Genomic DNA, 13,588 nt, shown 5'->3' with positions numbered 1-13,588 from the left:
CCTGCCTAGCGCCCGGGCCGTGACTGGATCTCCACCACCCGACCGTTCCGCAGGGTCACTACCTGACGGAACTGGTTGTCGGAGAAGTCGTACAGCCACTGCTGGATCAGCACTGGCTGGAGCACCTGCCAGTTCTCGTACCGCCCCAGTGGTCGCGGCAATTGCCACTCGATCCGCTTGGACGCAGGTTCCCCGCAGCGGGCAATCAACTCGTACTCGTTCTGTACATGCCGGAGGGTGTTGAGGCTGCAACGGCCGCTCCTGGGCGGATGGAACCCATAGCCTAGACTTTCCACCCGGGCCAGCCGGCCATTGCGGAAGGTCAGCCGCTGGATGAAGCGCTGGGGGCCAGGGTTGTAGTACCAGTGCATTTCCGTTTGCACCACGCCCAGGCCCGGGATAGTGGCCGAGGGGTATTCGGCCACATAGTCGGGCGGACCGCAGCGCTCTTCCACCTCGATCGGCCAGGCATCGTCGCTCACCAGTGCCGACCCGCACCGCAAGGCAGCCGTGCTGGTACCCGACCAGAGCGCCAGAACCAGGAACAGGAGCGGGGCAAGGCGCTCACGAAGGCGCGGGGGAAGCTGCTGTGAATGGGGCTGTGTCATGGTTCACCGGCAGGATGAGTTGACTGTTTTAAGTGTAGGCGGTCAGCACCGGTGGCGCGGTGCCTGGAAAAACCGGTCAGCGGTCCCCGGGCGGGGCGTGAAAAATCGCCATTGCCTGCTAGGGTTAATAATCATGGGCTTCGATAGGAGCAGAGGCCATGTTTCGACGTGCCAGGGAATTGCTGCATCAGTTCGAACAGATTCCAGTCATCAACCACGCGCTGGATCGACACTATTCCAAGGAATTCGCCCACGCCACCAACGTCAACTGGTTCAAGGGCGTGTACCCCGACTTCGCCACCGCCAGCGCCGACGCGCCCGCCAGCAAACCGCTGGGCTACGACAACGACGCCCCCGCCTCCGCCGACATGTACCGCTTCCGAATGCAGGCCATTTCCCCCTGCGATTACCCGGTGGCGTTCTGGTTGAATCGGTTGATGCAGCCGAACCAGGCACTGCTGGATTTCGGCGGCCATGTCGGGGTGCTGTACTACGCGCTGCAGAAGTACCTGAACTTCCCGGAGCCCTTCGAGTGGCGTATCTACGACGTACCGGCGGTTACGCGCGAGGGCCGGCGGTTTGCCGCGGAGAACGGCAATCCGCCGCACCTGAGTTTCGTGGACGATCTGGGCCAGAGCGGCGAGCTCGACTGGGTGTTGTTCTCCGGTTCTTTACAATATGTGGAGGAGTCCCTGAGTTCGATCGTGGCACGCCTGCCCAGCCGGCCGACCCACCTGCTGATCAACATGCTGCCGGTCCATCCCCGGGAAAGCTACGTCACCCTGCAGAACATCAGCACGGCGTTCTGTCCGTACCGGATCTACGGGGCGGAGGACCTGCTGGAGGAGATCAAAGAGCTCAAGGGCGAGGTGGTGGACCAGTGGCGTAATGACGACAAGGAATGCGTGATTCCCTACCACTCGGACCATTCCCTGAACCATTACCGTGGCATGCTGGTGCGCCTGGACCCGCTTCATTAGCCTCGGGCGGGGTAGTCAACGCTGGAACTTGCGTCGGTAGTCCATGGGCGAGACGCCGACCCGGTCGGCGAACAGGCGCCGGAACGAATTCGGATCCTCGTACCCGACCTGGTAGGTGATCTGCTCAAACGAGGCCTTGCTCGATTCCAGTCTCTGCTTGGCGTCTTCCAACCTGAGATTTTGCAGGTACTGGCCGGGCGACTGGCGGGTGGCGGCTTTGAAGCGGCGGACAAAATTACGGTGGCTGAAGCCGAACCGGTCGGCCAGCGCCCCGACCTGCAGTGACTCTCTGTAGTTCTGGTCCAGCCAGTCCTGGACGCGATGGATGGCATCGTCCTCGTGGCGGCGGTTGAATGAGGCCGTTCGATAGGGGGACTGATCGGTGCGACTGCTGTCGATCAGCAGTTTCTTGGCGAATTCCCGCGCCAGCGCCCGGTCGACAAAGGTCTCCAGGAGGTAAAGCAGCAGGTCGTTGCCTGCGGTGGCACCTCCGGAGCACAGCAGTTGGCCGTCGACGGTGACGGTCTGGCTGTCCTGCAAATTGACCTTGGGATAGCGCTTGCGAAAGGTGTCCGCGTAATACCAGTGTGTGGTCGCCCGCCGATGGTCCAGCAGCCCGGCCTCGGCGGCCAGGAAGGCGCCGGTGCACACCGTGGCGATCGTGCTGCCCGCGGCATGGTGCTGGCGCAGCCAGGGCAGCCAAGCCGACAGGCGGGGCAGCAGCTCCATAATCCGGAACAGGAATCCAGGCACAATGACCAGGTCCGCTTCGGTCGCGGTGTCGATGCGGTGTGTCGGTCTCAGGGTTACGCCGCCGGATGCAGTCACCGGTTGCCCGTCCAGGGACACCGTGGTCACCCGCAACCGGGCTTCTCTCGCCCCCCGGCTCAATGCCAGGAAATTGATACTCTCGAAGACCTCCAGCATGGAGGCAACGCTGGTCGCCGAGCAGCCCTGGGCAAGCAGAATGCTGATTCGCAGCCTGGGGCTGTCCGGCGATGTGGGCTGGTTGGGATCTGTCATGGCAAATCTTGCGATGGCGTAAATGGCGTGAATAAAGTCATATATGCCTGTTCTGGCTCCCGGCGTCAATCGATAGCCTTGAACACCTGAGCCAGAACCGGCGGAGCCGGAGTCGAACGACCACAGCGAGACTGCTTTCATGACCAGCAAGAAACCCAAAACCCGCCTGAAACTGAATGCCCGCATTGTCTCGGGGCCCGAGGCGTCAGACCTCGATCTGGATGCCATGTGGCGCCTGCGCCTGGATTATCTGGACCTGCGGCTGCCGGAACAGGAGGACTGGCAACGGTTCTGCCGCTTCTGCCGGAAAGAGCGCACGGTGCTGGCGCTGTTCGAGGACGCCGATGGGGCGTTGCAGGGGTATTTCACCTTCACCTTCGAACCCATCGCCCGGACGGGCCGCAAGGCGTTGCTGATCCATTCCAAGTACTACTACGTGCGCACTGCGGCGCGTGGCCATCCCAAGATCACGACGGCGGCCTGGCGCCTGTTGCCGGGGCTGTTACGCCGGTATGGGCTGCGACGGCTGTACGTGATTGCCTTCGCCTTTCCCACCAGTTTTGTGTCCCTGAGCCGCACCTTCGGCGGGGCCATGACCATTCAGGATCCGGCGACGCCGAACTGGGAGCGGGAAGTGCTGGCCGACTTCTCCCGGGAGCAGGCCGGAGCCGACTGGGACCCGGAGGCGGGGGTAATCCGCTACCAGAGCGTGCCCCAGGGGGAGAACCGGCCGGTGCCGACCGGCATTCAGGCCTTGCAGGCCCGCTACGAGGGCTTCAATCCGGATTGGCAGGACGGCGTGTCCCTGCCAATCATGATGAAGCTGGATGCGCCGACGGTGTGGAGCACCATGAAAACCAACCTCCGGCGGATGTTGCGCTGATCCAGGAGGCCCGCATCAGCGGGTCTCGATCTGGCCGGTTTCGTCGGAAATCACGATCTCGACCCGGCGGTTTTGCTGGCGGCCGGAGCTGGTGCTGTTGTTGGCGACCGGATAGGCCTCGCCGTAGCCTTCCACCTCAACCCGGGCGCTGGATATGCCCATGTTCAGCAGAGCCTCGTATACGGCCATGGCGCGGCGCTCTGACAGACGCTGGTTGTAGGCCTCGTCGCCGGTGCTGTCGGTGTAGCCTTCGACCCGAACCCGCCGGTTTTCGTACTTCATCAGGAAATCGGCAAGGCGCGCCACCGTGCGCTCCCCGGAGGCTTTCAGCTCGGCCTCGTTGAGGTCGAACAGCACATCGCCCAGGGTCAGGACCATGCCACGTTCGGTCTGCTCCGCCTGCATGGCGGCCATCTGGGCCCGCAGGGCCTCCGCTTCGTTGGTTTTCACCTGCAACATGATCTGCCGTCGACGCTCCTCGGCGGTGTCCACCTCGGCCTCCAGCGCGGCGCGCATGCCTTGCTGCTCGGCGATTTCCGCATGCCGGTTGGCGAGGTAGGCGGCGTGTTCAACGTCCGTCACCTCCTCATCCTCTGCCAGCAGTCGTTCGGCGCGGTCAATCTGGAGCTTGGCGGCGCGCAGTTGGCTGGCGCCGCTGCGGGCCACGTCCGGATTCTCCTCCAGGCTTTGGTACTTTGCCCGGGCCTGGTCGAGGCTGGCGTTGTAGGGCGGCGAGCTGGCACAGCCGGTCATCAGGGTAATCAGCCCGACCGCGATGCTGAGGGATAGTCTGCGAGTCATCATCTCAATCTCCTTGTCGGGCTCAGGGTTGGTTGGACTCGAGCTGGGCTTCCAGCTCACGGATACTGCGATTGATTTCCGCCACCGCGCGTTGGGCTTTTTCGGTCTCAGAGCGCGCCGCCGCCAGTTGTGCATCCACGGCGGCTTTCTCCAGCAATCGCTTGGCTTGGCCGTAGGCTTCGCGGTCCATCATCTCCTTGGCGTCGGCCACCCGGTTCTGGGCCTGGTTCAGCAGGACCGGGTTAAACTTGCGCGCGTCCGAGGCTTCGGCCTGCTGGATGGAGGATTCAGCAATTTGCAGTTGGCTGTCGGGTCTCGGGCCGGGACCGGCGCAGGCGATCAACGCGGCACTCAGGCCCAGAGCCAGGAGCGGGCGTAGCATGAGGGTTTGCGGCTTCATGGGGAAACTCCCTTGTCTCCGGTAGCGCCGCCGACCAGCGGCAGGAACGGGATTGTGAAAGAGTGTAAAACCACTGAAAGTAACTATAGCAGGGGATTGTTGATTACGGCGGTATCGGCCCAATAACTGGGAGATACCGGCAAGAGGAGTGTCGATGGTCTTTCGCCCGTTAAGCGGCGTATGACTTACAGCAATTACGCAGGATGGCGCACCGGCGCGGTCCCGGCTCGACAGCAGAGGAGTTTGATATGAGTGACCCCACCTACACACCGCCAAAGGTCTGGAAATGGGAGGCCGAGAGTGGCGGAACCTTCGCCAAGATCAACCGGCCGATCGCCGGCGCGACCCACGACAAGGCGCTGCCGGTTGGCGACAACCCCCTGCAGTTGTACTCCCTCGCCACGCCCAACGGTGTCAAGGTCACGGTGATGCTCGAAGAGCTGCTGGAGCTGGGTAAGCAGGGGGCGGAATACGACGCGTATCCCATCAAGATCGGCGATGGCGACCAGTTCGGCAGCGGCTTTGTCGAGGTAAACCCCAACTCCAAGATCCCGGCCCTGGTGGACCGCAGCACCGATCCGGCCATTCGGGTGTTCGAATCGGGGTCGATCCTGTTGTACCTGGCGGAAAAGTTCGACGCCTTCCTGCCCAAGGACCTGGCCAAGCGCACCGAGACCCTGAACTGGCTGTTCTGGCAGATGGGCAGCGCGCCCATGCTGGGCGGCGGCTTTGGCCATTTCTACGCCTACGCCCCGGAAAAGTACGAGTACCCCATCAACCGCTACACCATGGAAGTGAAGCGTCAGCTGGATGTGCTGGACCGTCAGTTGGCCAACAACCAGTTCATTGCCGGGGATGAGTACACCATTGCCGACATGGCGATCTGGCCCTGGTACGGCGCGCTGGTGACCAACAAGGTCTACGACGCCGCGGAATTCCTCGAAGCCCACACCTACACCAATGTGTTGCGGTGGACCGACGAAATTGCCCACCGGCCGGCGGTCCAGCGCGGGCGCATGGTCAACCGGACCTGGGGCGAGCCGGAGGAGCAGTTGCACGAACGGCACGACGCGTCCGATTTCGAGAACCGTACCGAGGACAAGCTGGCCGCCACCCTGGGGCATTCCTGATCCCCGATTCCTCTCCGCCGGCCGGTGTCTGACCGGCCGGCCTGACAGGGAGGTCAGGCGATCTTGCGGGCATCGACCTCGCGCAGGACCTGCTCAATTTCCTCGGACGACAGGGTTTCCTGTTTGAGCACCGCTTGGGCCAGGGCTTCCAGCTGCTCCCGATGCTCGGTCAAAAACTCCACCGTCGCTTTCTCCAGCGCCAGCAACTGGGCCTGGATTTCCGCATCGATCAACTCCGCCATCTTCTCGCTGAATTCCCGGGGCAGCCCCATTTCCCGTCCCAGGAACACGTGCTCCTCACCGATGCTGAGTCCCAGGGGGCCAATCTTCTCGCTCATACCCCATTGGCCAATCATCCGGCGGACCAGGGCGGTGGCTTCCTTGAGGTCGTTCTGGGCCCCGGTACTGACCTCGCCGTACACGATCTTCTCGGCGGAGCGGCCGCCCAGCATCACCTTGATGCGATCTTTCAGATAGCTCTCGGTGTAGGTGTATTGATCGTCTTTCGGAGTCTGCTCGGTGACGCCCATGGCCATGCCGTGGGGAATGATGGTGATTTTGGTAAGCGGGTCGGCCTTGGGCAGGTAATAGGCCATGATGGCGTGGCCGCATTCGTGGTAGGCCACCGCCTCCCGCTCCTCGGGCGACAGGTGGGCGTCGCGCTCCTCGCCCAGGATGATCCGGTCCCGGGCCACTTCGAAGCAGTGGGCGGTGACTTCCTCCAGGTCTTCCCGGGCCGCCGTCAGGGCGGCTTCGTTCACCAGGTTTTTCAGGTCCGCGCCGGAAAAACCGATGGTGCGGGCGGCCAGCTGCTCCAGATTCACGTCCTCGGCCAGCGGCACCTTGCGGGCGTGGACCTTGAGGATGGCGGCCCGGGCCTCCTTGTGCGGGCGGTCCAGGGTGATCTTGCGATCGAACCGGCCGGGCCGGAGCAGGGCGCTGTCGAGCACATCGGGACGGTTGGTGGCGGCCAGCACCAGGATGTTCTCGTGGGGCTCAAAGCCGTCCATTTCGGTCAGGATCTGGTTCAGGGTCTGCTCCCGCTCGTCGTGGCCGCCGCCCAGGCCGGTGCCCCGGGAGCGCCCGATGGCATCCAGTTCATCGATGAAAATCAGCGCCGGCGCCTCCTTGCGCGCAGTCAGGAACATGTCCCGCACCCGGGCGGCGCCGACTCCGACGAACATCTCGATGAATTCCGAGGCGCTGATGCTGAAGAAGGGCACGTCCGCCTCGCCGGCAATGGCCCGGGCCAGCAGGGTTTTCCCGGTCCCGGGCGGGCCTACCAGCAGCACCCCCTTGGGCATCTCGGCCCCCAGGGCCCGGTATTTCTGCGGCGATTTGAGAAAGTCGATGATTTCGGTGATTTCCCGTTTCGCCGACTCTATGCCGGCAACGTCGTCCAGGGTGGTGGTCGAGGTTTCCTTGCGCGCCAGTCGGGCCTTGGACTTGCCGTAGTCGAAGGGACCGCCACCCTGGCTGATGCGGCGCTGGGCGATGCCCCAGAACCAGAACATCAGGGCCAGCAACAGGATCCAGGGCAGGAAGCCGCGGATCATCTCCTGCCACCAGGGCAGCCCGGAGGGCTGGGCCCGAATGGTGACTTCGTAGGCTTCCAGCAGTTCCAGCAGGGCGGGGTCGTCCATGGGCGGGCGCACGGTGTGGAAGCCGGCGCTGCCGTCCTGGCTGCCGGGCTCGGCGCTGAAACGGCTGGCGCCGCTGTCGGTGAATTGCCCGGTGATGGTTTCGTTGTGGAGGGTGACCGACGCCACCTGCTCGTTGGTGACGGCGGTCTTGAACTCGGAGTAGGCCAGCTCCTGCAGTTGCGGCTGGCGCTGGTCCTGCAGCCAGAGCACCATCAGGAAGATGGCCGCACTCAGCCACAGGAAGGAGTACTGGTTGGGTATGACCGGCCGCGGGGAATCCGGCGGTTTCCGGCCTCCAGGCTCGTCCGGGTCGGTCATTTGGGCCTCCGGTCACCCTCCATGATCTTGGCCACGAATACCGATTTGCCGTAGGTTTCGAAGGACCATTTCATGGTGTCTGACAGTACCTTCATGACCTCATCGTACTCACCGAACAGTTCGGTGCTCATGCGTCCCGGGTAGACTTCCAGCCCGGTCTGCTCCAGGCGGGCGATGAGATCCCAGATCGGTTGCTTGTAGTCGTCTTTGAGCGGGTAGCAGCTCAGTTGGACCGACAAATACATGGTCGCCTCCTCGGTTGCTGAATCGTTGGGACGGCCTCAGTAGCCCTTCGCGGACGAGGTGCTGCGCCTGGGGTCGGCGCCGCCGTACAGTGTGCCGTCCTCTCCAATCATAATACTCTGAATGGCGCCCATCGCCGAATCGGTGACCACGGTGTGGCCGCGCTGCTCCAGCAGCCGGATGGTGTCCGGGCTGACGCCTTGTTCGATGCGGATTTCGTCGGGCAGCCACTGGTGGTGAATGCGCGGGGCGTTGACCGCGGTCTGGATGTTCATGCCGTGGTCGATGACGTTCAGGATCACCTGCAGGGTGGTGGTGATGATGCGCGAGCCGCCCGGGCTACCGGTCACGATCACGTTGCGGTCGCCTTTGCGGACGATGGTGGGCGACATGGAGCTCAGCATGCGTTTGCCCGCCTCCACCTTGTTGGCTTCGCCGCCGATCAGACCGTAGGCGTTGGGTACGCCGGGTTTGGCGCTGAAATCGTCCATCTCGTTGTTGAGCAGGAAGCCGGCGCCCGCCACGGTAATGCCCGAGCCGTAGCTGAAGTTGATGGTGTAGGTGTTGGACACCGCGTTGCCCCACCGGTCCACCACCGAGAAATGGGTGGTTTCCGGGCTTTCGTAGTCGGCCGGTTCGCCGGGGCCAATGTCGCTGGCCGGGCGTGCCCGTTTCGGGTCGATGTCAGCCCGCAGGGACTCCGCGTAGGCTTTGCTGGTCAGGCCGTCCAGGGGCACGGTGACGTAATCGGTGTCACCCAGGTACTGGGACCGGTCGGCGTAGGCCAGTTTCATGGCCTCGGCCATCAAGTGGATGGTGTCGGCCGAATTGTGGCCATGGTCCCCCAGCGGATAGCCCTCCAGGATATTGAGAATCTGGACAATGTGGGTGCCGCCGGAGGAGGGCGGTGACATGGAAAAGATGTCGTAACCCCGATAGCTGCCATGCACCGGCGTTCGAACTGCCGGCGCATAGGCCTTCAGGTCCTGCTCGGTAATGAGTCCGCCGTGGCGCTGCATTTCCTCGGCGATCAGGCGGGCGGTGTCGCCCTCGTAAAAACCTTTCACGCCCTGATCGGCAATGCGCTGCAGGGTCTCGGCCAGGTCCGGCTGGCGAAAGCGCTCGCCCGGTTGGTAGGCGCTGCCATCCTCCTTATAGAAGGTTGCCCGTGTGGCCGGCCAGCGCTCCAGCCGGTCACGGGCCTGTTCCAGTCCTTCGGTGAAGCGCAGCGGCACGATGAAGCCCTCCCGGGCCAGCTTGATCGCCGGCGCAAGCGCCTGGTCGAGCGTCAGGGTGCCGTGGCGCTCCAGCGCCAGCGCCAGCCCGGCCACGGTGCCGGGCACACCGGCCGCCAGGTGGGTAAACCGGCTGCGGTTCTGGACCACCTCTCCGGCCTCATCCTGAAACATGGTTTCGGTGGCGGCCGCTGGGGCTTTTTCACGGTAATCAATGGCTTCGGGGGCGCTGCCGTCGCCCTTGGCCACCAGCATAAAGCCGCCGCCACCGATATTGCCGGACCGGGGCTGGGTCACCGCCAGGGCGAAGCCGGCGGTGACCGCGGCGTCGACGGCGTTGCCACCGTCCTTCAGGACCTGCAGGGCAACCTCGGTGGCCAGGGTGTGGCTGGTGGCGACCATGCCGTGCTTGGCCACGACCGGGTGAAAGCGTTCGCCTTCGAGAATGGCCTGGGCGAGGGCGGCGGTCGGGCCGGTGAGGGCGAGCAGGAAGGCCAGGGCGCAGAGGCCGCCTGAGCGCCTGCTGACGCGGGTTTCTCGGTTTTGCTGCGGTGGGGCACTGACCATGACTGCACTCCTCGTTTCTGATGTTCAGATAGGCTATGATAGCCGGTCATTTTCATAGGTGCGTACCGTCAACCTGTCGACTCGCCGCCAGCGATTCCCCTGCGCACCTGCTTTCCCGGATTTCAGTTAAGGAAAGGCTTTCATGGAGCACACATACCGTCTTGTGATTTCCTGCCCCGATCGGGTCGGGATTGTCGCCAAGGTGAGTAATTTTCTGTCCACCTACAACGGCTGGATAACCGAGGCAAGCCACCATTCGGACACCCAGACCGGCTGGTTCTTCATGCGTCACGAGCTCAAGGCCAGCTCCATTCCCTTTGGTCTGGACCAGTTCCGGGCGGCGTTCGAGCCCATTGCCCGCGAATTCAACATGAACTGGCACATCGCCGACTCCGCCCAGCCCAAGAAAGTCATCCTCATGTGCAGCAAGGAGTCCCATTGCGTGGCCGACCTGCTGCATCGCTGGCACAGCAAGGAGATGAACGCCGAGATCGTGGCGGTGATCTCCAACCACGACGACCTGCGTCGCATGGTGGAATGGCACGAGATTCCCTACCACCACGTGCCGGTCAGCAAGGAAAACAAGGCCGAGGCCTTTGCCCACATCGACGAGCTGTTCCAGCAGTACGCGGCCGACGTGGTGGTGCTGGCCCGCTACATGCAGATCCTGCCGGCCGAGCTGTGTGCCCGGTACGCAGGCAAGGTCATCAATATTCATCACAGTTTCCTGCCGTCCTTCGCCGGGGCCCGGCCCTACCACCAGGCCTACAGCCGCGGCGTGAAACTGATCGGCGCCACCTGCCACTACGTCACCCAGGATCTGGACGAAGGGCCGATCATCGAACAGGACGTCATCCGCATCACCCACAGCGACTCCATCGAGGACATGGTGCGCCTGGGTAAGGATGTGGAAAAGAACGTGCTGGCCCGGGGCCTGCGTTCCCACATTGAGGATCGGGTGATTACCTACGAAAACAAGACGGTAGTGTTTGATTAACGCTGTCCCACAGTTGCCCCGGAACGGGAGCGATTGTGGTAGACTTGGCGGCTTGTTGAAGAATAATTAGGGGGCCTGGAAAAGGCCCTGACACGACTTCCAGATAACGCAAAGGAACCTTTCTCGATGGGTGAGTTAGCCAAAGAGATCCTGCCGGTCAATATTGAAGACGAGCTGAAGCAGTCCTACCTCGATTACGCCATGAGCGTCATCGTGGGCCGGGCGCTGCCGGATGTGAGGGATGGCCTCAAGCCGGTGCATCGCCGCGTTCTGTTCGCCATGTCCGAGCTGAACAACGACTGGAACAAGGCTTACAAGAAGTCGGCCCGTGTGGTCGGTGACGTGATTGGTAAATACCACCCGCACGGTGACTCCGCGGTTTACGACACCATCGTTCGTATGGCTCAGCCGTTCTCGCTGCGGTACCCGTTGGTGGATGGTCAGGGCAACTTCGGTTCCATCGATGGCGACAACGCCGCCGCCATGCGTTACACCGAGATCCGCATGGAGAAGATCGCGCACTCCCTGCTGGCGGATCTGGACAAGGAAACCGTTGATTACGTCGACAACTACGACGGCACCGAGCGCATCCCCGACGTACTGCCGACCCGGGTGCCTAACCTGCTGGTGAACGGCTCCTCCGGTATCGCCGTGGGCATGGCCACCAACATTCCGCCCCACAACCTGACCGAAGTGGTCAACGGTTGCCTGGAGCTGATCAACAACCCGGACCTGACCGTCGACGAGCTGATGGAATTCATTCCGGGCCCGGACTTCCCGACCCAGGGCATCATCAACGGCCGTGCCGGCATCGTCGAGGCCTACCGCACTGGCCGTGGCCGGATCTACATCCGCGCCCGGCACGAGATCGAGCACGACAAGAAGACCAACCGCGACGCCATCATCATTACCGAGCTGCCGTATCAGCTCAACAAGGCGCGCCTGATCGAGAAAATCGCCGAGCTGGTCAAGGAGAAGCGCGTTGAGGGCATCTCCGAGCTGCGGGACGAGTCCAACAAGGAAGGCATCCGGGTGGTGATCGAGCTGCGTCGTGGGGAAAACCCGGACGTGATCATCAACAACCTGTTCGCCCAGACCCAGCTGGAAACCGTGTTCGGCATCAACATGGTCGCGCTGATCAACGGCGAGCCCAAGACCCTGAACCTGAAGGAAATGCTGGATGCGTTCGTGCGCCACCGCCGCGAAGTGGTGACCCGCCGGACCATCTACGAGCTGCGCAAGGCGCGCGAGCGCGGCCACATCCTCGAAGGCCTGACCGTTGCCCTGGCCAACATCGACGAAATCATCGAGCTGATCAAGGCCTCGCCGTCCGCCGCCGAAGCCAAGGAAAAGCTGATGGACAAGGGCTGGGCGCCCGGTGACGTCATGGCGATGCTGGAGCGTGCCGGTGAGGACGCCTGTCGTCCGGACGATCTGCCGGAAATCTACGGCGTTCGCGACGGTCTGTACCACCTGTCCCCCGAGCAAGCCCAGGCCATCCTGGATCTGCGCCTGCACCGCCTGACCGGTCTGGAGACCGAGAAACTGCAGAACGAGTACAAGGAAATCCTCGAGAAGATTGCCGACCTGCTGGACATCCTGGGTGACCCGGAGCGTCTGCTGCAGGTGATCCGCGAGGAGCTGCAGGAAATCGTCAACGACTACGGCGACGAGCGTCGGACCGAGATCACCAGCTCCCGTCGGGACCTGACCATCGCCGACTTGATCGACGAAGAAGACCTGGTGGTCACCATTTCCCACAGTGGCTACGCCAAGACCCAGGCGGTCGAAGACTACCAGGCCCAGCGTCGTGGCGGCCGGGGCAAGGCAGCCACGTCCATGAAGGACGAGGATTTCGTCGAGAAACTGCTGGTCGCCAACTCCCACGACACCATTCTGTGCTTCTCCAACCGCGGCAAGGTGTACTGGCTGCGCGTGTTTGAAATTCCCCGGGCCAGCCGTGCGTCCCGTGGTCGCCCGATGGTTAATATCCTGCCGCTGGACGAGGGTGAGCGCATCACCACCTTCCTGCCGGTGCGTGACTACCCGGAAGACCAGTTCGTGCTCATGGCCACCTCCGCCGGCGTGGTCAAGAAGACCCCGCTGCCGAACTTCTCCCGTCCGCGCAGCAGCGGCCTGATCGCGCTGTCGCTGGATGAGGGCGACACCCTGATTGGCGCCGCGATCACCGAGGGCGACGCCGAAGTCATGCTGTTTTCCACGGCCGGCAAGGCGGTGCGCTTCAACGAGGAAGCGGTTCGCCCGATGAGCCGGACCGCACGCGGTGTGCGCGGCATCAAGATGCCGGAAGGGCATCAGGTGGTGTCCCTGATCATTCCGCAGGAAGACGGTGTGATCCTGACCGCCAGTGAAAACGGCTACGGCAAGCGCACGGCGATCGACGAATTCCCGACCTACAGCCGGGGCAGCCAGGGCGTTATTGCCATGCAGTGCTCCGAGCGTAACGGTAACCTGGTCACGGCGCTGCAGCTGTTTGATGGCGACGAGATGATGTTGATTTCGGACAAGGGCACGCTGGTGCGGACCCGGACCGATGAAGTCTCCGTGCTGAGCCGGAACACCCAGGGCGTGCGCCTGATCAAGCTGAGCCAGGAAGACGAGCGCCTGGTGGGTGTGGAGCGGATCGCCGAAGCCGACGACGAAGACATCGACGCTGACGTGGTCGAAGGCAGCGCCGAAGAGAGCAGTTCTGACGACGGTGCCGGCGAGGAATAAGCCGGTACCGCCAATAACCCGAAT

The 13,588-nt window shown here is 63.1% G+C and carries 12 protein-coding genes; 5 read left to right on the top strand and 7 right to left on the bottom strand.

The window, feature by feature from the left end; genetic code table 11:
* Positions 1-5 precede the first annotated feature (5 nt).
* Positions 6-608 carry a DUF2845 domain-containing protein gene (locus tag U5822_RS16915; RefSeq protein ID WP_322856778.1) on the bottom strand — a complete coding sequence of 201 codons (603 nt, stop codon included), beginning with the start codon at positions 606-608 and terminating at the stop codon, positions 6-8.
* 158 nt (positions 609-766) lie between these two features.
* Here U5822_RS16915 and U5822_RS16910 point away from each other — a divergent pair, with 158 nt between their 5' ends.
* Positions 767-1,588: a methyltransferase, TIGR04325 family gene (locus U5822_RS16910; RefSeq protein ID WP_322856777.1), complete on the top strand. Its 822-nt coding sequence runs from the start codon at positions 767-769 to the stop codon at positions 1,586-1,588.
* A gap of 15 nt (positions 1,589-1,603) precedes the next feature.
* On the opposite strand, the gene U5822_RS16905 is transcribed toward U5822_RS16910, so the two are convergent.
* Positions 1,604-2,611 carry a GlxA family transcriptional regulator gene (locus tag U5822_RS16905; RefSeq protein WP_322856776.1) on the bottom strand — a complete coding sequence of 336 codons (1,008 nt, stop codon included), beginning with the start codon at positions 2,609-2,611 and terminating at the stop codon, positions 1,604-1,606.
* Between the two features lie 139 nt (positions 2,612-2,750).
* Between U5822_RS16905 and U5822_RS16900 the strand changes: the two genes are divergently transcribed.
* Complete coding sequence (locus U5822_RS16900) at positions 2,751-3,494, top strand: hypothetical protein (RefSeq protein ID WP_322856775.1); 744 nt, start codon at positions 2,751-2,753, stop codon at positions 3,492-3,494.
* A 15-nt stretch (positions 3,495-3,509) separates the two neighbouring features.
* On the opposite strand, the gene U5822_RS16895 is transcribed toward U5822_RS16900, so the two are convergent.
* On the bottom strand, positions 3,510-4,298 hold the full coding sequence (locus U5822_RS16895) for an OmpA family protein (RefSeq protein WP_322856774.1): 789 nt from the start codon (positions 4,296-4,298) through the stop codon (positions 3,510-3,512).
* Between the two features lie 19 nt (positions 4,299-4,317).
* Positions 4,318-4,695: a DUF4398 domain-containing protein gene (locus U5822_RS16890; RefSeq protein ID WP_322856773.1), complete on the bottom strand. Its 378-nt coding sequence runs from the start codon at positions 4,693-4,695 to the stop codon at positions 4,318-4,320.
* Positions 4,696-4,943: 248 nt separating this feature from the next.
* Between U5822_RS16890 and yghU the strand changes: the two genes are divergently transcribed.
* Positions 4,944-5,825, top strand: a complete 882-nt coding sequence (gene yghU / locus U5822_RS16885) for a glutathione-dependent disulfide-bond oxidoreductase (RefSeq protein ID WP_322856772.1) — start codon at positions 4,944-4,946, stop codon at positions 5,823-5,825.
* 53 nt (positions 5,826-5,878) lie between these two features.
* Here yghU and ftsH read toward each other — a convergent pair whose 3' ends face one another.
* Genes ftsH through ggt form a run of 3 tightly spaced genes read right to left on the bottom strand, consistent with a single transcriptional unit; the run spans position 5,879 to position 9,831 of the window.
* On the bottom strand, positions 5,879-7,786 hold the full coding sequence (gene ftsH, locus U5822_RS16880) for an ATP-dependent zinc metalloprotease FtsH (RefSeq protein ID WP_322856771.1): 1,908 nt from the start codon (positions 7,784-7,786) through the stop codon (positions 5,879-5,881).
* A complete protein-coding gene (locus U5822_RS16875; RefSeq protein WP_322856770.1) occupies positions 7,783-8,031 on the bottom strand; it encodes a YkoF family thiamine/hydroxymethylpyrimidine-binding protein in 249 nt (82 codons plus the stop codon). The genes ftsH and U5822_RS16875 overlap by 4 nt, the downstream gene beginning before the upstream one ends.
* A gap of 36 nt (positions 8,032-8,067) precedes the next feature.
* Positions 8,068-9,831 (bottom strand): gamma-glutamyltransferase, encoded by a 1,764-nt coding sequence (gene ggt / locus U5822_RS16870; RefSeq protein WP_322856769.1) that lies wholly within the window; start codon positions 9,829-9,831, stop codon positions 8,068-8,070.
* A 142-nt stretch (positions 9,832-9,973) separates the two neighbouring features.
* Between ggt and purU the strand changes: the two genes are divergently transcribed.
* Positions 9,974-10,828: a formyltetrahydrofolate deformylase gene (purU, locus tag U5822_RS16865; RefSeq protein ID WP_322856768.1), complete on the top strand. Its 855-nt coding sequence runs from the start codon at positions 9,974-9,976 to the stop codon at positions 10,826-10,828.
* 126 nt (positions 10,829-10,954) lie between these two features.
* Entirely contained in the window at positions 10,955-13,564 is a 2,610-nt protein-coding gene (gene gyrA / locus U5822_RS16860; RefSeq protein ID WP_322856767.1) for a DNA gyrase subunit A, read from the top strand.
* Positions 13,565-13,588 lie beyond the last annotated feature (24 nt).

It is taken from the genome of Marinobacter qingdaonensis (assembly GCF_034555935.1).
In the GTDB taxonomy this organism is placed as follows: Bacteria; Pseudomonadota; Gammaproteobacteria; order Pseudomonadales; family Oleiphilaceae; genus Marinobacter; species Marinobacter qingdaonensis.
The sequence above is the reverse complement of the archived record's forward strand: the minus strand, read 5'-3'. Positions and strand labels throughout refer to the sequence as shown.